Source organism: Gemmatimonadaceae bacterium, from assembly GCA_035606695.1.
Lineage (GTDB): Bacteria > Gemmatimonadota > Gemmatimonadetes > Gemmatimonadales > Gemmatimonadaceae > JAQBQB01.
Genome location: DATNEW010000034.1, coordinates 57,317 through 79,839 on the forward strand (window position 1 = coordinate 57,317; position 22,523 = coordinate 79,839).

General features: G+C 64.8%; 15 protein-coding genes. 4 read left to right on the plus strand and 11 right to left on the minus strand.

Annotated elements, in window-relative coordinates:
• Positions 1-26: 26 nt before the first annotated feature.
• Positions 27-3,137, minus strand: a complete 3,111-nt coding sequence (locus VN706_18640; protein ID HXT17664.1) for an efflux RND transporter permease subunit — start codon at positions 3,135-3,137, stop codon at positions 27-29.
• Positions 3,138-3,158: 21 nt separating this feature from the next.
• On the minus strand, positions 3,159-4,511 hold the full coding sequence (locus tag VN706_18645; protein HXT17665.1) for an efflux RND transporter periplasmic adaptor subunit: 1,353 nt from the start codon (positions 4,509-4,511) through the stop codon (positions 3,159-3,161).
• 411 nt (positions 4,512-4,922) lie between these two features.
• Here VN706_18645 and VN706_18650 point away from each other — a divergent pair, with 411 nt between their 5' ends.
• Positions 4,923-5,345 (plus strand): nuclear transport factor 2 family protein, encoded by a 423-nt coding sequence (locus tag VN706_18650; protein HXT17666.1) that lies wholly within the window; start codon positions 4,923-4,925, stop codon positions 5,343-5,345.
• Here VN706_18650 and VN706_18655 read toward each other — a convergent pair.
• Genes VN706_18655 through VN706_18670 form a run of 4 tightly spaced genes read right to left on the minus strand, consistent with a single transcriptional unit; the run spans position 5,342 to position 12,915 of the window.
• Positions 5,342-6,847 carry an ATP-binding protein gene (locus VN706_18655; GenBank protein ID HXT17667.1) on the minus strand — a complete coding sequence of 502 codons (1,506 nt, stop codon included), beginning with the start codon at positions 6,845-6,847 and terminating at the stop codon, positions 5,342-5,344. The two genes, VN706_18650 and VN706_18655, sit on opposite strands and share 4 nt — an antisense overlap.
• Positions 6,844-11,640: a diguanylate cyclase gene (locus VN706_18660; protein ID HXT17668.1), complete on the minus strand. Its 4,797-nt coding sequence runs from the start codon at positions 11,638-11,640 to the stop codon at positions 6,844-6,846. The genes VN706_18655 and VN706_18660 overlap by 4 nt, the downstream gene beginning before the upstream one ends.
• A gap of 9 nt (positions 11,641-11,649) precedes the next feature.
• On the minus strand, positions 11,650-12,252 hold the full coding sequence (locus VN706_18665) for a hypothetical protein (protein ID HXT17669.1): 603 nt from the start codon (positions 12,250-12,252) through the stop codon (positions 11,650-11,652).
• A gap of 3 nt (positions 12,253-12,255) precedes the next feature.
• Entirely contained in the window at positions 12,256-12,915 is a 660-nt protein-coding gene (locus VN706_18670) for a hypothetical protein (GenBank protein ID HXT17670.1), read from the minus strand.
• Positions 12,916-13,373: 458 nt separating this feature from the next.
• Between VN706_18670 and VN706_18675 the strand changes: the two genes are divergently transcribed.
• Both VN706_18675 and VN706_18680 read left to right on the plus strand, forming a co-directional pair.
• The gene (locus tag VN706_18675; GenBank protein HXT17671.1) at positions 13,374-14,618 is read left to right on the plus strand and encodes an Nramp family divalent metal transporter; all 1,245 of its coding nucleotides are present in this window, start codon (positions 13,374-13,376) and stop codon (positions 14,616-14,618) included.
• Positions 14,619-14,781: 163 nt separating this feature from the next.
• The gene (locus VN706_18680) at positions 14,782-15,312 is read left to right on the plus strand and encodes a hypothetical protein (GenBank protein HXT17672.1); all 531 of its coding nucleotides are present in this window, start codon (positions 14,782-14,784) and stop codon (positions 15,310-15,312) included.
• Here VN706_18680 and VN706_18685 read toward each other — a convergent pair.
• Both VN706_18685 and VN706_18690 read right to left on the minus strand, forming a co-directional pair.
• Positions 15,298-15,762, minus strand: coding sequence for a cupin domain-containing protein (locus VN706_18685; GenBank protein HXT17673.1), 465 nt, complete (start codon positions 15,760-15,762; stop codon positions 15,298-15,300). The two genes, VN706_18680 and VN706_18685, sit on opposite strands and share 15 nt — an antisense overlap.
• Entirely contained in the window at positions 15,743-16,375 is a 633-nt protein-coding gene (locus VN706_18690) for a helix-turn-helix domain-containing protein (GenBank protein ID HXT17674.1), read from the minus strand. Before VN706_18690 ends, VN706_18685 begins: the two co-directional genes overlap by 20 nt.
• Before the next feature lie 278 nt (positions 16,376-16,653).
• On the opposite strand from VN706_18690, the gene VN706_18695 reads away from it, so the two are divergent.
• A complete protein-coding gene (locus VN706_18695; GenBank protein HXT17675.1) occupies positions 16,654-17,754 on the plus strand; it encodes a hypothetical protein in 1,101 nt (366 codons plus the stop codon).
• Positions 17,755-18,066: 312 nt separating this feature from the next.
• Here the strand turns inward: VN706_18695 and VN706_18700 are convergent, their stop codons facing one another.
• The 3 genes from VN706_18700 to VN706_18710 form a co-directional block, all read right to left on the minus strand.
• Positions 18,067-19,251: a DUF3800 domain-containing protein gene (locus VN706_18700; GenBank protein ID HXT17676.1), complete on the minus strand. Its 1,185-nt coding sequence runs from the start codon at positions 19,249-19,251 to the stop codon at positions 18,067-18,069.
• 290 nt (positions 19,252-19,541) lie between these two features.
• The gene (locus VN706_18705) at positions 19,542-21,671 is read right to left on the minus strand and encodes a DEAD/DEAH box helicase (GenBank protein HXT17677.1); all 2,130 of its coding nucleotides are present in this window, start codon (positions 21,669-21,671) and stop codon (positions 19,542-19,544) included.
• Positions 21,656-22,501 carry a DUF1837 domain-containing protein gene (locus VN706_18710; protein HXT17678.1) on the minus strand — a complete coding sequence of 282 codons (846 nt, stop codon included), beginning with the start codon at positions 22,499-22,501 and terminating at the stop codon, positions 21,656-21,658. Before VN706_18710 ends, VN706_18705 begins: the two co-directional genes overlap by 16 nt.
• Between the last annotated feature and the right edge of the window lie 22 nt (positions 22,502-22,523).

Below are 22,523 nucleotides of genomic sequence, written 5' to 3' on the forward strand. Positions count from 1 at the left end.
ATTCGCTCTTCTAACCAAAGCCACACTCAATCGCCTGCCACCGGCACCGGCTCGGTCACAGCCACCGCCCGCGCGGCGCGGCGGCCGAGCCAGGTCTGCAATTCATCGAAGTACGAGTAGAACACGGGGGTGACGTACAGCGTCACGACCTGCGAGAATGCCAGGCCACCCACCACCGCAATGCCGAGCGGACGCCGCGATGCGGCGCTCGTGCCGACGCCGATCGCGATCGGCAGCGTGCCCGCGATCGCCGACACCGTCGTCATCATGATCGGACGGAAACGCACGCTCGCCGCTTCGACGATCGCCTTCGCCGGCGAGATGCGTTCGCTCCGCTGCCGCTCGAGCGCGAAGTCGATCATCATGATTGCGTTCTTTTCCACGATGCCGATCAGCATGATGATGCCGACGTAGCCGTACACGCCAAGCTCCACGTGCGTGAGATAGAGCGCGAGCAGCGCGCCGAACGCGGCGAACGGCAATCCAGTCAGAATCGTGACCGGATGGATGAAGCTCTCGTAGAGAATTCCGAGAATGATGTAGATGATGAAGATCGTGATCAGGAGCAGCAGGCCCATGCCCTTCTGCGAGTCCTGGAACGCCTGCGCGGTCCCCGAGAAACCACCGGTGATCGTTGCCGGCAGCATCTGGTGCGCGATCTTGTCGACGTCCGACGTCGCGGCGCCCAGCGACACGCCCGGCGCGAGGTTGAACGAGATCGTCGTCGACGCCATCTGGCCCGAGTGCGCGACGCTCAACGGCCCCGTCGTCTGCTCGAAGTACGCGACTTCGGTCAGCGGGATTTGCTTTCCGCCCGCGCCCGGCACGAAGAACTTGTCGAGCGCATTCGCGTCGAGCTGCGCACTGGGCACCGTCTCCATCACGACGTAGTACTGATTCGTCTCGCCGAAGATCGTCGAGACTTGCTGCTGGTTGAACGCGTTCGCGAGCGCCGACTCGATACCCTGCGGCGTCACCCCGAGCTCGAGCGCGCGCTGGCGATCGATGTGAATGCGCAGAATCGGCGCGCGGTTCTGAAGATCCGAGGTCACGCCGCTCAGCATCGGATCATCCTGCAGCCGCGTGAGGAGCTTTCCGGCCTGATCGTACAGCTGCGTGATATCCGGTCCGCGCAGCGTGTACTGATACGCCGTCTTCGACCCGCGCCCACCAATGCGAATGCTCGGCGGATTGGTGACGAACACTTGCAGGCCCTGAATCCCGCGCATGCGGTCCGTCAGCTCGTGCACCATCTCGTCCGCCGGCGGACGCTGGCCCGCGGGCTTGAGCGTGATGTTCACGCCGACCTGATTCGAGCTGGCGCCCATGCCGCCGCCGGCATTGGTCGTGTACGACGCGACGTTCGTGTCCGCGTCGAGCCGGTCGCTCACGAGCTTCCGGAAACGCAGCATCTCGACGAACGTCGTGCCCTGCGCCGCTTCCGCGGTCATGTTGAGCGAGCCGGTATCGTCGGGCGGAAACAGCCCCTTCGGAATGTTCGTGAACAGAAGCGCCGTCGCCGCGAGAATCGCCGCCGAGAAGACGAGCGTGACCACCCGATGACGCATGACCCAACCCAGGCTGCGCTCGTATCCGTTCAGCAACGCCTGAAACGCGCGCTCGGTCGCGGTGAAGAAGCGGCCGTGTTCCTCGTGATGATGCTTGGCCTTGAGGAGCCGGCTGCACAGCATTGGCGTGAGTGTGAGCGCGACGAATCCGGAGACGAGAATCGCGACACTGATCGTCACCGCGAACTCCCGGAACAACCGGCCGATCACACCGCCCATGAACATCAGCGGAATGAAGACCGCCGACAGCGACAGGCACATCGACAGCACGGTGAAGCCAACTTCCGCCGAGCCTTCGAGCGCCGCGTCCATCGGTTGCTTCCCCATCTCGAGATGCCGCACGATGTTCTCGAGCATCACGATCGCGTCGTCGACCACGAAGCCGACCGCGAGCGTGAGCGCCATCAGCGACAGATTGTCGACGCTGAAGTCCAGCATGAACATCACCGAGAACGTGCCGATGACGGCCAAGGGCAGCGTGAGGCTCGGAATGAGCGTCGCGACCGGATTCCGCAGAAACACGAAGATCACGAGGACGACGAGCACGAGCGCGACGAGCAGCGACTCCTTCACGTCCTTCACCGCGCTCTCGATGCCGACCGAGCGATCGAACTGCACGTGAAGCCCAAGCGTCGGCGGCAGCGACGGCCGAATCTCGTCGAGCGCGTCGCGCACACGCTTCGCGACTTCGACGGTGTTGGTTCCCGGCTGGCGATTGATGAAGAGATTGATCGAGCGTTCCTGATCGTACCACGCCGCCGACTTGTTGTTCTGAATGTCGTCGAGCACGTTCGCGACGTCGCCCAGGCGCACCGCGGCGCCGTTCCGATAGGCGATGATCAGCCTCCGAAACTCGTTGGCGTTGTTGAGCTGCCCGGTCGCTTGAATCGTGAGCGTCTTGTCCTTGCCGTACAGCACGCCGGTCGGCAGCATCACACTATTCTGACGAATCGCCGTCGCGACCTGCGACACGCTGATGTTGCGGCTCGCGAGCTGACTCGGATCGAGCTGCACGCGCACCGCGTACTTCGCCGAGCCCCACACGTTGACCGAGGCCACGCCTTCGATCATCGACAGGCGCTGCGCGATCGTCGTTTCGGCGTACTCGTCGACTTGCTGCATCGGCAGCACGTTCGACGTCAGCGCGATGTTGATGATCGGCGCCGCCGACTGATTCTGCTTGTGGTAATTCGGCGGGAGAATGGTCGACGGCAGGAACGGCAGCGTCTTGCCGATCGCCGCGTTCACGTCCTGCGCCGCCGCTTCGACGTCGCGGTCGAGCGAGAACGTGATGTTGATGTTCGTATTGCCGTTCCCGGAGTTCGACGTCATCTCGTCGATACCGGCGATCGCGCTGAACGCTTTTTCCAGCGGGGTCGCCACGGTCGCGGCCATGGTCTCGGGACTCGCGCCCGGAAGATTGGCGCCGACGCTGATCGACGGCGAATCGACGGTCGGCAGATCGCTCACCGGCAGCTTCCGGTACGACACGATGCCGAACACGAGGACGCCGATCATGAGCAATGTCGTCATGACCGGCCGTCGCACAAACAAGCCAGTGAAGTTCATGGCAACGCCTCAGACTTGGGGCTAACGACTCCGGCGTCCGCGGCGCTGGCCTCCGCCCTGCCCTCTGCCTGCTCCGCCCGCGGAATCGGCGCGGGCGGACGGGGCATCGTCGGCATCAGCGCGCGCGGTCTCGGTGTTTGCCGGAGCCGCGGCAGCTGCAGTCGTACCGCCACGGCGACCGCCGCGACGACCACCGCCGTTATCGCTTGCGCCGCGAATGCGCACCGGGGAGTCGGGCGTCAAGCGCGACTGACCATCCGTCACCACGCGATCGCCTTCCTGAATTCCGGTCGAGACGATCGCCAGTCCGCCCGATACGCGCTCGACGATCACCGCGCGCTGGCGCGCCGTATCCGCGCGATCGACGACGTACACGTACGACCCGCGCTGACCCGTGACGATCGCCGACTGCGGAACGACCAGCGCGTTCTCCTCATCGTAGAGATGCAGCGACGTCGTCGCGAACTGTCCCGCCCACAGGCGGCCGGTCGAGTTGTCGAACGTCGCCTTGAGCTGCACCGTGCCCGTCGCGGTATCGACCGCGTTGTCGATGAACGAGAGCTTGCCGGTCATGCGCTCGCCGGCAATCGGGCCGCCCTGCTGCACCGCCTGTGTGAGCGCGCTCTGGCCGCCTACGCCGCCCGGGCCACCGGCCGCTCCCGCCCCGCCCTGCGAGTTGGAGACGCCGTGCATCGCGCCGGACGCTGCGTCGGTCGGCTGCGCCATCGCCGCGGCGGCCAACGAGTCGATCGACGGCGACGCGGGCGCAACACCGCCCGGAACCGCCGCGACCGGGAGGCCGCCTTGCGCGCCGTACTGCAGCACGACAGGCAGCTGGGACGACGGAATCGCGAAGCGCACGAGAATTGGCCGCACCTGGTTGATCACGACGAGCGGAGCCGCGCCACCTGCATGAACCAGGTTCCCGCGCTTCACGAGCAAGCTTCCCGTCTTGCCGCCGATGGGTGCGCGAACGATGGTGTTCTCGAGGTTGAACTTCGCCTGCTCGACCGCGGCGCGGTCGGCCCGCAGCGTGGCTTCAGACGTTGCCGCGCTCGTCAGCTGCTGATCGCCTTCTTCCTGGGTGATCACCTTGGCCGTCAACAACCGCTTGTAGCGGTCGGCGTTCGCCTTGGCGTTGACCCACGACGCACTATCTCGCGACAAGACGGCCGAGGCCTGTTCATATGCGTTCTGGTACGGCCGAGGATCGATATGGAAGAGCGGCTGGCCCTGGCGGACCTCCTGGCCTTCCTGGAAATCGACGGACACGACGATCCCATCGACCTGGGGAGTGACGGCGACACTCTGCAGCGGCGTGACGACGCCGTTGGCCTCGATCACGTACGGGACGGTCGCCCGGCGAGCGGGCACGACGGCGACGGTCGGGACTTGGCGTTGTTGACGTTCCTGCTTGGCCTTACAGGCCGTCGACCCAAGGGCGACGACAATAAGCGGCAACGATGCGCGACGTAGGTGCGAGCGCAATCCGGTCATCTGAAGTGGCAGATCAGCGTTGAAAGGCGGCGCGCTCCTCGCGCACCAAGGCGGGCTCGGCAACCAGGAGGTGGGGGCCGAACGAGTCACTCAAAAAGTAGTACGTGCAGCGGCGCCAATCTGTTCGGAAGTTGGCGCGGGCCCCGGATCGTGCCGAGATTGCGTCACAACTCGCATCTCAGGGGGCGACTCGTGCTTCGGTCCGCTCATTCGTACACGCGCTCGACGCGATTCCGGCCGCTCCTCGCTGCCGGTTTTCTGGCGGCCGGATTCGTCGCGCCAGCCGCAGTGCTGTCCGCCCAGGCCGGCCCCGGAGCGCCCGTCGCGGTGGCGTCCGACCGGGCCAGACTCCTTCAGCTGGAAGACGATTGGGCCAAGGCCCTCGTCAAGCGCGACCGGGGCGTGTTTCAGCGCCTGCTCGCCCCGGGATTTGTCTACACCGAAGACGACAAGCTTTCGACTCGCGACGAAGTTCTGCGCGACATCATCACCGCGGGCGACACGGTGAAATCGTCCCACAACGAAGACATGGTGACGCACTTCCGCGGCAGCACCGGCGTCGTGACCGGGTTGCTCGTGATCGAGGGCCGCGCGAACGGCGCGGGCTACGTCCACCGCTATCGATTCACCGACACCTGGGTCAAGAACGCCGACGGTTCGTGGCAGATCTTTGCCGCCGAAGACTATCTGATCCCGGCTAAGAAGTCTTAGCTGGCGACCGCATTCGGCGCGTAGATCGCCAGCGCGTCGGAGATGACGCCGAACAGCCGTTCCTGGCTGAACGGCTTTTCGACGAACCAGCAGCCGATCTCGCGCAGACGCTCGGTGTCCATGGTGTCCTTGGTGTAGCCGGACATCAGTACGAGCGGAATGTTCGGGCGGCGCGAGTGCACGTGCGCGAGAAACTCCGGACCACTGATGCCGGGCATCACGGCATCGCTCAATACCAGCGTCACCTCGGCGGCGTGCGCCTCGAACGTTCGCAGCGCGTCGGCGCTCGATCGCACCGCAAGCACGCGATGCCCCCGGCGCTCGAGCGTGCGGCGTACCGACTCGAGCACGACGGATTCGTCCTCGACGAGCAGAATCGTTCCCGCCGGCGCCAGCGTTACCGTCACGGGCCGTTGCCGCGCGCGAATCACCGCGACGGGACGAATCGTTCGCGGCAGCGTGATCCGGAATTCGGCGCCCTCGCCCGGCTCGCTCTGCAGCTGGATCGAACCACCGGCTTGATGCACGATGCCGTACACCGTGGCGAGCCCGAGGCCCGTTCCGTTCCCCGACGACTTCGTCGTGAAGAAGGGCTCGAAGACTCGCTCGCGCGTCGCGGCGTCCATGCCGTGGCCGGTGTCGCGAACGGTCAATAGCACGTGCGCGTCGTCGAGCTGCCGCGTTTCGATCGATACGATGCCGCCGTCCGGCATCGCGTCGCGCGCATTCACGACGAGGTTCACGAGCGCCTGTTCGAGCTGCCCGCGATCGGCCTCGATGAAGCAGGGGCGCGCGTCGAGCACGCACGTCAGCTGGACGCTCGCGTTGACCAGCCGGTGCAGCATGCGCTCGAGATCGCGCACCACGAGATTGACATCGAGCACCTCGGGACGAAATCCCTGCTTGCGGCTGAACGCCAGCAGCTGCCTCGTCAACAACGCCGCGCGCTCCGCGGCGCGCTTGATCTCGATGACCTCGTCATACTGATCGCCGAACAGCACGCCTTCGTCCAGCAGCAGCTCGGCGTTGCACGTGATGCCCGCCAGCAGATTGTTGAAGTCGTGCGCGACCCCGCCGGCCAGGCGTCCGAGCGCTTCCATTTTCTGCGCGTGACGAAGCTGCTGCTCCAGGTCGCGTTGGTCGGTGACGTCCTGCGTCGTACCGACGAGAATGCGCTCACTCGGCTCCCCGTACGCTTGCACGCGCGTGTGAACGGACCGCGTCGTCGGCGCGGCGACGATGCCGTGATACACCGTCCCCGGCGTGTGCGCGCGTTCCGCCTGCTCCACGGCGCGGCGGACTCGCTCGGCATCGGACGTGGGAATGCGCGTCCAGAAGGCGTCGCCCGATATCGTGGGCTCGGCGGCATCGATGCCGAGGAGGCGGCACATCTCCAGCGAGCAGGTGATCCGATCGCTGGCGCGATCCCACTCCCAGCTGCCGATTTTCGCGATTCGCTGCGCTTCGGCGAGCTGGGCTTCGGTGCCTAGAAAGCGAGTCATGAATGGGACGCGGTGGCGGGAGGGACGCGTTGTGAGAGATCTTTAATAGCCAGGTATCGCGCGGCGAGCGAGGCATAGCCCATCGTCGCGGCGACCGGGGCGTACCGATCGGCCTCGGCGACGGCATCGCCGTATCCGGCCGCGACGAGATCCGACACGACTTCGGCGACGAACCACGCCGCGCCGTACGGATCGCGCGCTTCGGCCAGGCCAACGGCGCGGCGAAATTCCGTCGTCGCCGCCGCGGTCTCGCCCGACTCGAGGGCGCAGCGTACGAGGAGCGCCTCGACCATGTCGCGACCCTGGAACCAGCGATCGCCTTCGGTGGCGATCTCGACGCGAAGTGTATCGGCGGCGAGTTGCGCCGCACCCGTCCGACCCTGGCGCAGTGCGGCCAGACCGGCGCCCGCTTCGGCGCCGAGCGCCACATCGCGGTGGCCGAGCTTCTTCGCGAGATCGCGTGTGCGAGTGAAGAGATCGAACGCGGCCGCCGCATTGCCGGACTCGCGCTCCACGGCCGCGGCATTGTATAACGCGGCCAAGCGGCAGGATTCGTTGTGCACCAGCGTGAAGAGCGTGATCGCGATAGAGAACTGTTCGCGCGCCGAATCGAGCTCGCCGGCATGCAGCTGCAGCACGCCGAGATTGATTGCGGCAAGGCCCGAGATCTCCGGTGCACGAACGCGGTCCGCGATGTCGCGCGCTGCGTGATACGCCGTGCGCGCCGCGTCGTTCCGCTGCGCGCGCGCACTCGCCACGCCGATCGCAACATGACTCCGCGCTTCGGCGTGCGCGTCGCCCAGCTCGCGCGCGAGCACCAGCGCTTCGCCGTAGACCGAGAGCGCCTGCTCGGCGTCGCGCTCGAGAATCATCGTGCCGTAGCGAACCCGCGACGTGATGCGCAACGCGCGATCGCTCGCGTCTTCAGACAGGTGCACTGCCTCCGCCGCGGCCGCCTCGGCGAGCGCTACCTCCCCGCAGCGCCCGTGTGCCATCGACCGCAGCACCGTCAGGGAGACATGCTCGTCGGTGCAGCCGAGGCGTTGGGCCTCGCTCGAGAGGGCATCGCAGGCACCGAGCGTGTCCGCCGGCGTGGTGCCGGTGCGGAATCGCGCGCGCGCACGCTGCGTCGACAGCCACAGGGCTTCGCAGGGCATCAACTCGGCGCCGACTTCACTCAACGCGCGATCGCAGAACGATTCACAGCGCGCGTGCGTCGCCATGCGCTCGGCGGCGCGAATGAGCGCGCGGTACGCATCGAATTTCTGGCGGGCGCCGGCGGCGTGACGCACCGCCATCTCGAAGAACGAGATCGCGTCGTCGGGCGCATGCAGATTCGCCGCCGCCTCGCCGGCGCGCAATGCATAGTCGTACGCGTGCTGACTAGTGCCGGCGCGATCGTAGTGCTGCGCCAACCGGGCGACCGCACTCGGCTCCCGCCGCTCGAGCGCGACGGCGATTTGCTCGTGCACCCGCTGCACGCGCCGGGGATTCAGGCCGCGGAGCAGCGACTCGCGGAGCAGCGTATGGCGAAACGCGAATTGACGTCCGTCGGCGTTGCCGACAGGAGCCACCACGTCAGCCTCGATCGCGTCATCGAGCGCTTCGAGCACGTCGTCTTCGCCCCAGCCGCCGGCTTCGATGAGAATATCCACATCGAACCCGCGGCCGATCACCGAAGCAAACGCCAACATGCGGCGTGACAACGGCGCCAAACGCTCGACGCGGCGCGCGAACAGATCGTACGACCGCTCCGGCAGCGCGACGTCCAGCGGCGTCCGCCACTGCCAGCGGGTTCCGTCATGCCACAGCGCATGCGCGTCGAGCATGGCGCGCAACAGCTGATTCACCAGCAGCGGATTGCCCTCGGTGCGCGATTGCACGAGCTCGACGAACTCCGCCGACAAATCACGCCGGTCGAGCACCGCCTCGAGCCAAATGCGCAACTCGCCCGGCGACAACGCGCCCAGATGCAGCGTGCGTACGCGCTCGTCGCGCGACAGTCGAATGCGGCGGTCCGAGTCCAACGCGCGCGACGGATCGTCGAGCACGGTGATGCACAGCAGCAGGCGCTCGCTCGTCAGGCGCGACTGCACGTGCTCGAACAAATCCCACGCGGCGCTGTCCGCCCACTGCATGTCCTCGAGCACGATCGTCAACGGCTGCGCCTCGCTCGCCGCGCGAAGCAGCTCCGCCACTTCCTCGTACAGCGCGTACTTGCTGGGCGACGCTTCGAGTGCCGGCGTGCCAAGACTCGGAATCAGGCGTGGCAGTTCGTGCCACACGCGCGGCGGGCATGCTTCGAGCGCCGCCACGCCGGCGAGCGCTTCCGCCCAGGGGCTGTATGGCGGACGAACATCGGTCTCGACGCATTGGCCGGACACGAACGCTCCGCCGCGCAGCGCGACGTCGCTCGCGAGCTGCCGCAGCAGCGTCGTCTTGCCGACGCCGGCATCGCCGCTCAACAACAGGATCTGCGGGCGGCGGCGCATCGACTGATCGAGCAGCATCGCGAGCTGCTCGAGCTCTCGGCCGCGGCCCACGAAGCGCTCGGCGCTGAGCACGGGCTCGCGGCGCGCGCGTGACTCGACGGCCGCGCCAACCTGATTGCGGCCGTTCCGCTTCGCGTCGTACATCGCGCGATCGGCCGACGCGAACAGCTGCTCGAAGGTTTCGCCGTCGCGCGGGGCCGCCGCGACGCCGACGGATATCGTCACACCGACGGATGGCTCACCGGTGTCGCCGGGGATACGGCGGCGCAGCACCGCGTCCCGCACCACCTCGGCGAACCGGCTCGCCTCATCCGCGTCGGTATACGAAAGCCACACGACAAATTCATCGCCGGCGAAGCGGCCGACGAAACCGCGGCCGTCAGCATGGGTGCGCAAGACGTCGGCGACGCCGCGCAGCACGTCGTCGCCGCGCAAGTGCCCGAAGGCGTCATTCACACGCTTGAACAAATCGACATCGACCACGAGCAGTGCGGCGGGCGTCACCGGCCCGTGTGTATCGAGCGACGCGCCCACGAGGTCGACGAACGCGCGGCGCGTGAGAACGCCCGTGAGGTCATCGGTTTCATCGTGCGCGGGCATCACCGCGACGCCGAGCGCGGGGGACGCCATCCGGCGTGCGAGCCGTGGCGGCGTGCCCGTCTCGCGCATCAGCTCCTCGAACACCGCGAAGATGGCGGGGTCGAAGCGGCGGCCGACGTCGCGCCGCATGATCTCCATCGTTTCGAGATGCGTATACGGCTTCTGATATGCGCGCTGCGAGGTCAATGCATCGTACACGTCCGCGATGCACACGACGCGCGCCGCGAGCGGAATTTCCTCGCCCGCGCTCTGGTCGGGGTAGCCGCTGCCGTCCCAATGCTCGTGGTGGCTGCGCACGATCGGCAGAACGTCTCCGGGGAAATCGACCTCGGACAGGAGCGCGACACCGGCCCCCGGATGCATGCGTACGATTTCCCACTCCGCGCTCGTGAGCGGAGCCGGCTTGTTCAGGATGTCCGACGATACCACGAGCTTGCCGACGTCGTGCAGCAACGCGCCGATCCGGAACCAGAACATCGATTCGCGCGGCACGCCGGCGCGCGCGGCGAGCGCGCAGGCAAGATTCGCCACCCGCTCGCAATGGCCGTGCGTATAGTCGTCCTTCGCTTCGATCGAATCGCCCCAGCGCTGCACCAGCTCCAGAAATTGCGACTCGAGCTTCGCATTCCGCCGCTCGATGTCGGCGACCTCGCGGCGCGACCGCAGCAGCGAGAACAAGCGATGCGACCGTGCCAGGTAGTTCAGCGCTTCCCGGTTGCGCCCTTGGCGACGATACAACTCCGCGAGCTCGCGCGACGCTTCGGCCTCGAGCGAGGCGTCGCCGCTCGCCGTCGCGAAGTCGATCGCGCGGCGGAACGCGGCCTCGCTGTCCGCGACCGCCATGCGCTCGCGCGCGAGCACGCCGGTGATGCGCGCCAGCTCGCCGTCGGCGTGGTGGTCGCCCAGCGTCCGCGCGAGCTGCTCCGCCCGCGCCGTGGCTTCCGTGGCGCGCGTCACGTCCCCGCGCGCGATCCACAGCTCCGCCACGTTTGAGTGAATCGTAATGAGCGTACTCATATCGCCGCACGACGTGCCGAGCTCGATCGCCTCGGCGTAGGCGCGCTGCGCGGCGTCCCACCGCTCGAGATCCTTGTACAGCATGCCGAGGTTGCTCAGGGCACGCAGCGTCTCGACGGAGAGACCGAGCGCGCGATAGTCCGCAAGGCTCGAGGTGTAGAAGCGAAGCGCGCCGCGGAGATCGCCGCTCATGCTGGCCATGATCCCCAGGTTCTGCGCGGTCATCGCGGCAAGCCGCGTGTCGCCGCAGCGGCGGGCGCAGGCGCGCGCCGCCACGTACAGCCGCTCCGCCTCATCGAGCCGGCCGCGCCGCCACTCGACGATGGCCAGCAGGTTCAACGCGTGCCCGACCCCCGCTTCGTCGCCGTTCGCTTCGCTGACGGCGCGCGCGGCCGTCGCGCAATCCTCCGACGCGTCGAGATCGCGGTCGACCTGATACGTGAACGCGATGCGCCGCAGAAGCATCGCCGCGGTGCTCGCCTCGTCGCCGTGACGCAGCAGCGAGAGGCCGCGCTCATAGTGCCAGCGCGCCTCGTCGCGGCGACCCGCGCGCTCGGCCTCCTGGCCGAGCGTGAACTCCTCGGTCACGTCACGACCATCACGAATATCACGAACATCACGAGCGTCGTGCGCGTTCAGCGGAACGAGCTCGAGCCCCGTGTCGCGAACCATGCGAGCGGTCATGATGATCGGCTACCAGTCGCGGCCGGCGGCCACCAAGTACCCCGAGAAGTGCCGGATCTTCGTGCTGATCGTGCCCGCCACCGCATTGTAGTCAATCGACAACAGCTCGCGCACGGTCGCGGAGTTGCTCCAACTCGACAGATCGTCGTCGTGCGCGAAGTAGCCGACCTGGGCGAAGTCCACACCGGGCCGCAGGCGCAAGGCGCTCACATCCTGCGTGAACGTCAACGCAACCGGAAAGACGTTGCCGTGCGGCTCGAAGTCGTACGCGGCCATGCGGCCGCTCAACGCCGTCACTGAAAACGTGGTGACGCGACTTACCGCTCCCATCGGCACATGCAGATGAAGCCCCGCGGTCGGAATCTCCAGATCACCGCCGCCTGGGCCGATGTCCGCCGACACTGTGATGGCCGAACCCAGCGGGCTCACCCGCTGCACACCATACACACGCGTCGCCCAATTCCCATCGTCGCGGTCATTGACGCGCGATCCTGGTGCGAGCGTGGACGTCGGGCCCGTGGCGAGCGAGCTCGCCGGCGAATTGTCAGAGCAACCGAAGGCGACGAGGACGGCGGCGGCCATGGCCGCGCGGCAGATCATGCGAGAGTTCATGGCTCACAACCCGCCGGTCGAATCGCTGTCCCGGCCTTCGGCGACATTGTAGCCGCTGAAGTGCTTGATCTTGCGGTACACCCAGTTGCCGCTGGGGTCGTACCACGTCTGCAGCTGATACGCGTTCGAGGGAAGCTGCGTTTCGTCCACGCACGTCGTATCGCTCGTCGGGCACCAGTTGATCTTCGCCGTGCTCGACGCGCTGTCGTCGCGCAGGTACAGCATCACGACGCCAGGAGCGTAATCCTGCACGGGCTTGAAGCGCAGATGCGTGTCGAACTCCACGAGCGGATGGCCGTTCACGATCGACGCGGTCGCGGTCACGGTGATCGGAGCAGTGATGGTGCTGCACGGATTGTCCCACGTGCCGTCGCCATAGCCCGACGTGGCCGGATCGCACACGGAATTCGCCGGGATCACCAGCGCGTGCGGTCCGATGAGGACCGTGTTGTCGCTCGATGGCTGAATCGTAAAGGTGACGCTGATCGGCCCCGAGGTCGTGGTCGACGTCGCGTCGAACGAGGCGAAGTTTGGCGGGGGCGGCGGCGTCAGCCACGACGGCGCGGTGTGAGGCTGAGTCGCGAGCTCATGGCCGCACGCGGCGGCGGCGATGGCGAAGCCGAAAGTCAGGACGGCCGCAAGGCGTGCACGATCTCTACGCATCTACCCTCCGTCGGGTGATGAGATGTTTTGTTCGCGGAACTCAAGTCGGCCGATCCGGCGCCCGATACTAAGCATTGCCGGCCGCGTCGCGCACCGCTCGAAGGAACCAAAGTTGAGGGGGCCAGGTTATTAGCTGGTTCAATTCGCGGCAAGCCCGAGGTTTGTCCCGTCGGACGATGGCCAAGCTGCGCCAAACCGCGCCAAAGCGCGCGATCTGACGGATTCCAGGGACCCCAGCCCGCTCGCCGGTCAGAGTGTCTAGCGCTCCAGCCGAGCCGAGTCGCCGAAAACGGACGATGTGACTCGAGCGCCGCCGAGGCCGATTGGCGCGCAACGTGCCGCTACGCGCCGGGATGGACGGCTCGACTGCCCCAGACGCCCCGCTCGAGCCTGCTCGCACCGATCGGCGCTCGGCACCGCGACCCTATCGTCCACGGCTCTCCAAACCGCATCAACGCTTGCGGTCGCGGACGAGAGAGCTTGGACCCGGGCTGATCACCGGCGCCGCCGACGACGATCCATCCGGCATCGCGACCTACTCGCAAGCCGGCGCCGCGTTCGGCTACCAGATGCTCTGGATCGCGCTGGTCAGTCTGCCGCTCATGGCCGCCATACAATTGATGTGCGCGCGCATTGGCATCGTCGCCCGCAGCGGATTGGCGAGCGTGCTACGCCAGCATTATCCGCGATGGCTGCTCTGGGTAGCCTGTTTGCTTCTGCTGTTCGGCAACACCGTGAACATCGCCGCCGACCTCGGCGGCATGGCGGCCGCCGCGGCGCTGCTCACCGGATTGCCTTCGCTGCTATTCGTACCGGCCTTCACCATCGTCATTCTCGCGCTGCTCGTCTACGCGTCGTACGAACGCATGACGCGCGTCCTCAAGTGGCTCACGATCGCGCTGTTCAGCTACGTACTCGCGGGCCTGCTCGCGCGTCCGAACGCGCTGTCCGTCGTAACCGGCACCCTCGTTCCACACATCAGCTGGTCCAGGGATTTCCTGCTGATGTTCGTCGCCATCCTCGGCACGACGATCTCTCCCTATCTCTTCTTCTGGCAAGCAGCGCAGAACGCCGAGCACGATGCCTTCTGGCGGAATCGCCTAGTCGGCCGGCCGCAACGAGCGGTACATCGCGAGCTGCGCGCCGCCGCGCGCGACGTCAACGCCGGCATGTTCTTCTCGAACGCCATCATGTACTTCATCATCCTCACGGCGGCGGCAACGTTGCATCGCGCCGGGATGACGGACGTGCGAACCGCTGAAGAAGCCGCGGCGGCGCTCCGACCGCTGGCCGGCGCGGGCGCGGCGTGGCTGTTCACCGCGGGACTCATCGGAACCGGAATGCTCGGCGTGCCGGTCCTTGCCGGATCCGGCGCATACGCGGTGGCCGAGGCAGCGGCGTGGCGCGCGGGAATGGATGAGAAAGTTCATACGGCGCGGCAGTTCTATGGTGTGATCGCGCTCGCGATGCTCGTGGGCATGGTGTTGAACTTCGCGCACGTGAACGCCATCCGCCTGCTCATCTGGTCGGCCGTGATCAACGGCCTGCTCGCGCCACCGCTCATCGCGATCATTCTGGTGGTGTGCAACAACGAGCGCGTGATGGGCAATCACAAGAACGGCTGGGGTCTCAACACGCTCGGCGGGCTGGCAACGTTGCTGATGACGGCCGCGGGAGTGGCGCTGGTCGTCTCCTGGTTGTAAGTCACGTCCGAGCGATGCGGGATTACGCGCCTCCGGGCACGGATGACGCCGGTGAGACTGGCGTTCGTGCGCCTGCGCTGAGCCCACGGACTGGGGCGTGTCGTGCGCCGATGGCGTGAGCCGTGCATTTTCGGGTATGTGACGCTGGCCCCGGGGACCGACGATGAGACACCGTACGGTAGGCATTCCGTGGTATCGCAGACAGACGTATCACACGGCGCGCGCGGTGTTCGCGGATCGCGCCGCGTTGCCGGCCAGCTACGATGAGTGGCTGCGCGTCGCCGTCGAAGATGAACGCCGAGTGACGCAGAGCGGCCAGGTTCCGGTGCGCGCCTACATCGATCCTACCGAGCTCAAGTCGTGGTGCACGTCGCGCGGGCTGCCTCTCGATTCTCGCGCGCGGCGTGAGTTCGCCGCGAAGCTGGCCCAGGAGACGTATCTGACCAGCATGGACCCCGCGCCCGTACAAGTGGCGTACTCGAACGGGCGCGAGGAGGTCGGCATTCAGATCGCGCCGACCGTAGTCGAAGTCGGCGCGGACGGCATGCTCGTCGCGCTCAACGATCGGCTCGAGCTGGACGGACGCACCGTGCGTGTCACGGCAATCAATCAGGCGTGCAAAGCGGGAGCGGCGCCGGATGGATCGGCGGAGATCACGGTGCGCCTGAGCTTCATCGAGTCAGTTCGCGCATAGCTCCATTCCGAATCGTGCGAAGACGGGACCGACCGCCTGAGGCGTCTTCTCGCGATCGTACGGCCCGGCCCACGCCGAGGCCAGCGCGCGAAAGAACTGCTCGTACTCCGGCCCGCCGATGGTCAGCAGGCGCGACGGAGTATTCCCCGCTCCGGCGAACTTGTGCTTCGCACCGCGAGGCACAGTGACCGTGTCGCCCGCGTGCGCCGTCCACGTCTCGAGTTGTCCGTCGCGCTCGAGCGTCCATTCGACCTCGCCTTCGATGACGTGGAAGACTTCGATCCATTGATCGGTATGCAGTGCCGTCGCGCCGCCGCGTGGTTGAATGACGAGCTCCATCACCGAGAACGCGCCGCCGGACTCCTCGCCAGAGACGAGGACCGTGATTTCGTTGTTGCCGAGAAAGCGAATGGATCGGGTGGTGCCGGTGTCAGCTGCGATCGACGTCATTGTGCATCTCCCTTCGGTTTGGCGTGTGGCCCGCGCGCAACTGCGCGAGCAGGGACTCGATAGCCCACACCACCGCGGTCTGCGCGCTCGATGCGCTCAGGCCCGTCTCGTCCTGGACCGCGATCCACGCGCTCGAGCTACAGAGATATCCGAGCACGCCGGCCGCGCGATCCAGCTCCGAGCGGCCGAGGCCGGGCACCTCGCGCCGCAGCGCGCGACGAATCGCCTCGGCGCGCGCCGTTCGGTACTCGCCGCGCACGGCTCGGCCGGTCGCGGTGTGCAGCAGCGCGCGCGCGAGTCGCGGCCGCTGCTCGAGGCGCTTCGCGGCCTCGCGAAAGCTGGCGGCGATTCCTTCGTCGCCGACTTCGACGGGCAGCTGCAACAACTCGCCCCGAATCCACTCGCCTGCCGCGGCGAGGAGATCGGCGCGTGTTGGGAAGTAGCGGTAGAGCGTGCGGCGCGAGACGCCGGCTTCGCGGGCGAGATCGTCCATCGAGACGTCGTCGGCGTCGCCGGCCTCGAGGTGGACGACGAGTGCCTGGAAGACGGCGTGAGTCGCGAGGGCGGCCTGCCGGTCGCGGAGCGAGAGCGGTGACTGCGTTGGTGCGGACATGAGGTAACGTTACGGGTGTGACACATTTGTGTCAAGCTGTCTCAGGTGTGTCAGAGCCTCATTCACGCGGCGACAAGTCTAGCCGCCGGAAGGTACCGTTCCCATGTTTGGCCGAGCGGTTCCCTTCCAACGCCTAGCTCACACAGAGATGCGACGACGCAGAATCCTTGGTGATCAAGAACCGGCGGCGGGCGGCTCCCTAGTCTCGACGGCGCCCTTTCCCCGGTACGAGGGCCAGGCAAGTCAACGGTTTGAGGCAAGGCGGCGTCGAATGGGACATGCTCAGTCTCATCATCGCCATTCTTGCCGCCGCCTCGGCGCCTCCGGCCCACTGCGCCTTCCATGAAGCCAACGCCCTCGTCCACCGATGGGAAGGTGGTTGCGGGCCACTGTTCGAGCAGACGCCACGCATGAAACTCGAGCCGGCGCGCGGGCTAGAGAGCGGACGTTGGCGCGCCGACATCTCACCGAGCGCGGTGTGGGCCGGCACCATGAGCGACTCGGGATACGACGACGCGGCGCTTGAACTAGAGTTATATAATGATAAAACTGGCATTCTTCGGACGGCGTATGGGTGGTACGCCGTCCGATCGTTTGCCCGCACGCGCGACTCCATGACGTTCGCGCTGGACACCTCCGCCGAGGTACCGCCGTCGCCGCTCGACGTGGAGATCATTCGGCGAGCGGACGCGATGCTGTCATCGAACGCCGTGTGGAACCGGGCCGACAACCGACGGTGTCCGGCGCGCGCGACGACGTGGAGCATCTACTGCGTGCTTGACCGCGCGGCGGTCGCAACGTCATGCGGCACACACCATCGCCGGCCGGCCATGGAGGCGGTGCGCGGCATCATCGACGAACGCACGGCCAATCGCGACTATCACCACCGTCTGATGGACTACAACAACGATTCGACGACCACGCTCGCCGACGTACACTCGCTCTTTCGCGAAGCGCTCGCGCGTCTGCACGGGTCGGAGGATCAACCGCTCGGTCCACCCGCCGTCTGTCCCCCGCCGCCCGAACCCATCGTCACCGTGGCGGACACGATGATCGTCTCGCAGATGGAGCGGCTCCTGTCGTCGGCGGACTTGTGGAACAAGCACGACGCCGACAGCCTCGACACGTGTCCGGCGACGATGCGCGGCGTCACGCTGCGGTGCGCGCTCAGCCGCGCGTCGATGGAGGTGGCGGGCGAGTACGACGGCGGCGGAGGCGCGGTAGCGCGCGAGGCGCGGCGGGCGATCGACGCGCTGCCACACCGCCAATATGATGAGCGCCTCATCGAGTTCAACAACGATCCGGCGATCTCGTTCGACGACTTGCGGCGGTACCTCGAGCTGCTCAAGTCGCGCTTGGCGAAGGAGATTGGCAGGTAGGCGAGGAAAAACGCAGAAAAGCGCAGGAAAACAAAACGCCGCAAGCACTCAAGGTGCTTGCGGCGTTTTGGATGGGCCCGGGAGGAGTTGAACCTCCGACCTCACGCTTATCAGCTGTGCAAAACGCAGCATGAAGTCCGGCAAGGGGCCGGTTAACCCAGGCAGAAGCCACTAACGCCGCTTCCCTGTCGGCCCCAATTGCCGGACTTTTCGCGTAACGGGTACCGGAACGGGTACGTGGAGCGCCTTACGCGCAAAGCCCGGAGGATGTCCCGGACGAAGCACGGCGAGTCGGCGCAGTAGCGCTTTTGGTCACAGACGTAGGTCGACTTGGAGATCGCCGATCCCCTCGGCCGCATCGTCTTCGTGGATACTAATCCCGCCGGCCCGCTGTATCCGTTCAAGCAGGTAATCGGCGAACTGATCCTTATGGTGGTCGGATGTGGCACCGCGAACCAGCACGCGGTTGAGACTCCCGGTGAAGAGATCGGCCAGCTGCAGGAGCGGCTGATCCTTTGAGTCGAGCGCTTCACAGTGCTCCACTCTGAGTTGATTGTTGAACCGGTTAGCGCTCGCTTCAATGAGAGCCTCTTTGACCTTACTCACGATGAGCTTATCGCGTCCCTGCCCTTGGGCTTCCTGATCCTTATACACGGCGATCCGACGCGGCAGGGTGGCCCGTCTATTCGCATCTTCGTGCTCAACACCGCGAATGAGCAGCTGCGTGAGCATCCATTCGAACGCCTCATCCTTTGCCCGAATACCTTGGCGCGGCACACGGATGCTCTTGAAACTGATGAGAGGGATTTGGTCGAAAACGAGATCCACAAGCGCGCGATAGACGGGAAGATTGTCTCGAGAGAGAGTCGAGTAGTGGAACTCGAGGTCGAGGCCCTTCGCGACCTTCCAGCCGGTGATGTAGCGGGCAAGCTTCCAAGTGTCCTCGGGATTCACAAACCACACACTACCAATTAAGAGATCGGTGTCGGTTTTGCCGCTCTCATCCGCATACACAACAATGGTGGGTGCCGGCGCCTCGTCGTTCGCATGGCGCTCGCGCTCTTCCTCGCTCATCTGCCCACGGCGCTTCCGCACAACATCGGTTGCCAAGAACAGCCGAAACTGATTCTGAATTTTGGCCCGCGCCCGCGCCACTGATGCGTGCCGCGTTAGCCGACGATAGGTCTGCTCGGGATCATCGCGAAATTGTTCGTATAAGTCGGCCTCATACTCCTTCCAGTAGGCAATCTGGAGGGAGATGTCCGAGTCACGCGTCTCCGGCTGTGTATTCAGAAGCCACGCGATTTTCTCTTGGAAAGTCTTGTCACTGCCGGACGCCAACGCGGCGAGCAATCGCTCGCGCTCCTCGGCAAGCTTCGCAGCCCGCTCAAGGGCGGCGGCGTCATCGCCACGGACAGGAATCTCTCCGTCGACGTTCTCTACGGCTTCGGGATCGCGATCCACGGTGGGCGCCTCAATCAGCAACGGAACGGCCACATATTAGCGCCGTGTCTGCACATTAGCATGTTCGTATATTCTACATGCACACAACCCGAGATCGAGGAACGGTCGGCCCGCACCGAAGCTCTCGTGCGGGTCATGCGGGAACGGATCTAGACCGCCGCCGCATTATGTTCAGCTCATGCGCGGTTTAATCTCTGCCGATCAGGGCAATGCAAATCGGTATTCGCAAATACTCGGAACACGGGGCAGAAAACCGGGCCCGTGACAGACCGTCGGCCAAACGCATTCCTTTCTGCTACTACTAAAAGCCCCGCGAGCTTGGCTTAAACGAATCGCTTGGCGTCGATAAGAAGGTCGCGTTCGAATGCGGATAGTTCGACGCTCGCAATGTCGAGTTCCCTCAGGGCAATTAAGGCTTCGTCCAAGGAGGCGGGCTTCCCGAGCCGGCTCGACAGCCGTTGCGCTAGCTGCAGCGGAACGCCGTACTCGTCCAACGCAGCGATGCCCGGCGGCTGAAAATAGTTCTCCAGGGACGCCGCAAACACCGCATAATCGCCGCACGGCAGGCTAAGCGGCTGAAATACCGCTCGCTGGATGCGATCGACTGCCATGAGGTAGCGCGGAAACTGGAACGTGGCCCACGTGCGAACAAAATCCAAGACATCCTCGACGGCATCGTCGGCGTCTGGCTCACGCGCCTTCATCATCTGATCGACTATCATGCGTCGCGGGCTCTTAATGGTCCGGAATGCATTGATCCGATAGGTGAGTTGGGCCGCCGAAGCCACGCCGCTTCTTGGCTGGCCGTCAAGCAAGTGCTCCCAGATCAGCTCACATACGAGCTTGAGCTCGTCGTATGACGGCATGCCGCTCCAGGCCAAGCCCCTCGCATACTCCTGCGATCTAGACAGGAGTTCCTGCGCGAGAGCGATCTGAGCCCGAGGGTCGATGCCACGATTCTCGCGAATGATATTCAACGGCAATACCTGTTGCCGCTCAATATCGGAGAGTCGCTCACGTGAGCGTGGCGTGAGATCACCCTCATCGAGCTGAATCAAGAGACTCTCCGGAGCATCCTCCGGTTGAGTGAACACCGGGATGTCCACCAGTGGCAGTTCCTCGGCGGGAGGGTCATTGAACAGATACACATGTCCGACGAAATGCTGAAACATGCGCCCCGATCTGCCCTTGATGTTGTTGAAAGTAAAGAAGTCGAACTTTCGGGTCGCCACTTTGTTGTCGAAGACAATTACGTTCTTCGCCTTCGTGTTCACGCCCTCGATCAACGTCGATGTGCAGACGAGCGTGTGAAGTTTTCCCTCATTGAACGCACGCACAAAGAACTGCTGAATGGCACGCGGCACTTTTCCGTGATGAAGTCCAATACCGCGGCGCAATGCCCGAACTAGTATCCAGTCTTCGTGATAGTGCGTCGCGATCCACTCGGCCGCCTCTTCGAGTTCCGGAGATGACTCGCGGCGTCGCGATGCCTCAAGCTCCGCGACGACCCGCCTCGCACTTGCGGGCGCCGCGCAATAGACGAGTGTCGGCTCAGCCAGGCCGCTCCACAAATCAACGAGCTTGTCGAAGCGATTGAGACGTGTGCTCGCGACGCGCGTAATCTCTGATACAACCGTCGCGAAGTCTGTAGCGATGAATCTGAACCCAATGCGATTCGGCAGATCGAGCGGAATCTGCCGAATGTTCGGCCCGAGTAGATAGAATTGAGCTCCTTGGCGGAATAGTCGATAGAACGCCTGGTTTAGGAGCGCGGCCCGTTCAACGTCGCGGGCCGGATCCAACTTGTAGAATTCATCGATTACAAAGAAGTCCACGCCTTCAAGTTCTGGTGTGTCTACAACACGCTCCTGGGTCAAGACGAAAACATTTCGCGACGCGCGCTCCTGCCCGACATGGGTAATGATCTTGAACTCGCCGCGGAACCGTTCCATTAAGCGACGTCGCGTCTCGTCGATTAACGCAATCGTGGGAACCACTACGACGATGTTTGAATAGCGATGACTCGCGATCATCGCATCGACGATCAAGCTCTTTCCAAAACTCGTCGGAGCACTCAGTACAACGTTGTGCCCGTCAAGTAGAAGTCGATAGACCTCGGCCTGCGCTCGGTGAAAAATGACCTCGTCAATTCCGCGAGGCCGGTGTGCCTCATATGCGAGCAAGTCCGCCAGCCCAAGCGTGTCAGGATCCAGATACGGAAAGAGGCCACGTTGACGCAGCAGCGTGTCGAGCACGGGAGCCGCGCCGCCAAAGTGGTCGCGCAATTCTAGGGCGCGAAGAATGAGGGACTGGACATCGGCGCTGTTCGACTCATTGGCAAGGTCGCGATTAACCAGCCTCGCTAACTCGCGCACAATCCCAAAAGGATCGGCGGCGATAGCTTTCGGATCGCGTATTCTCTCGCGCAGCGGGCGCGTTAGATCGTCTGCCATGCTAGGAGTTTCTTGTGCAGTTCTGCAAGGAGGGCTTCCTTCGTCGCGAGCGGAATAAGAAAGAGATGAATCTTTAGGTCCCCGGGAAGCGAGGAGGTTTTAAACTGCTCAAACACTGCGGTGAGCTCGTTGAGCAACTCAGCTTCGTATTCCCCCGAGCACTCCTTGTACTTGCTCGTCACGTCACCGTCGTACGTGAGCAGCACGGGAATGCACGTGGCATCGAAGATGGCGTCGAGCGAGACGTTTTCGTCGAGCAATCGCTCAAGGCGCGCAGCGTGTGGCCACGACGCATCAATCTTGTTGCGAATCGCCACGAACTCGTTGCGGAGATACTTCGCGCTGGTATGCTTTTGAAGCTCGGCGACGACATCGCGAATCGCTGCTCCGACGTCAACGTAGAATTTGACTTCACCGAGCCAGAGTTCGAGCGTACGCTCCGAAGCGATCACGTGTACCGCGTCGAATCCCTTTACGGTGTCGTTCGCTGAGTCCTTGTAGTAGATCTTGCTGATTGCCGGGATCGTATTGAAAACCTGCCGTAGTGCCACGTGCAGCAGCAATTCGCCAAACTCACCTCGTTTCGAGTACTTGTCAGTTTGGTACACGCGCTGCGCCGCTTGCCGAATCAGAGCCACTGCGTTCTTGCCTGTCATGGCCTCATACTCGCTGTAGCTGAGGCAGAATTCCGGCAGCGACTCCATCAGGTGGTCCGCGAGGGCTGCGGCCCTCCATTGCTTTAGTTCGTAACCCGCGCAAAGCCCGGTGAGGCCGGGGTTCTCGTCAGGTCTATGTACGACTACTCGAAGGACAGGCGGGCGGTCATCCATATGAGAACAATAAATCCGCGCA

Coding starts and splice junctions, on each gene's coding strand:
- VN706_18670 (HXT17670.1), bottom strand. CDS start 12,915: ATGCGTAGAGATCGTGCACGCCTTGCGGCCGTCCTGACTTTCGGCTTC.
- VN706_18690 (HXT17674.1), bottom strand. CDS start 16,375: ATGTCCGCACCAACGCAGTCACCGCTCTCGCTCCGCGACCGGCAGGCC.
- VN706_18695 (HXT17675.1), top strand. CDS start 16,654: ATGCTCAGTCTCATCATCGCCATTCTTGCCGCCGCCTCGGCGCCTCCG.
- VN706_18705 (HXT17677.1), bottom strand. CDS start 21,671: ATGGCAGACGATCTAACGCGCCCGCTGCGCGAGAGAATACGCGATCCG.
- VN706_18710 (HXT17678.1), bottom strand. CDS start 22,501: ATGGATGACCGCCCGCCTGTCCTTCGAGTAGTCGTACATAGACCTGAC.
- VN706_18640 (HXT17664.1), bottom strand. CDS start 3,137: ATGAACTTCACTGGCTTGTTTGTGCGACGGCCGGTCATGACGACATTG.
- VN706_18660 (HXT17668.1), bottom strand. CDS start 11,640: ATGACCGCTCGCATGGTTCGCGACACGGGGCTCGAGCTCGTTCCGCTG.
- VN706_18665 (HXT17669.1), bottom strand. CDS start 12,252: ATGAACTCTCGCATGATCTGCCGCGCGGCCATGGCCGCCGCCGTCCTC.
- VN706_18680 (HXT17672.1), top strand. CDS start 14,782: ATGAGACACCGTACGGTAGGCATTCCGTGGTATCGCAGACAGACGTAT.
- VN706_18685 (HXT17673.1), bottom strand. CDS start 15,762: ATGACGTCGATCGCAGCTGACACCGGCACCACCCGATCCATTCGCTTT.
- VN706_18655 (HXT17667.1), bottom strand. CDS start 6,847: ATGACTCGCTTTCTAGGCACCGAAGCCCAGCTCGCCGAAGCGCAGCGA.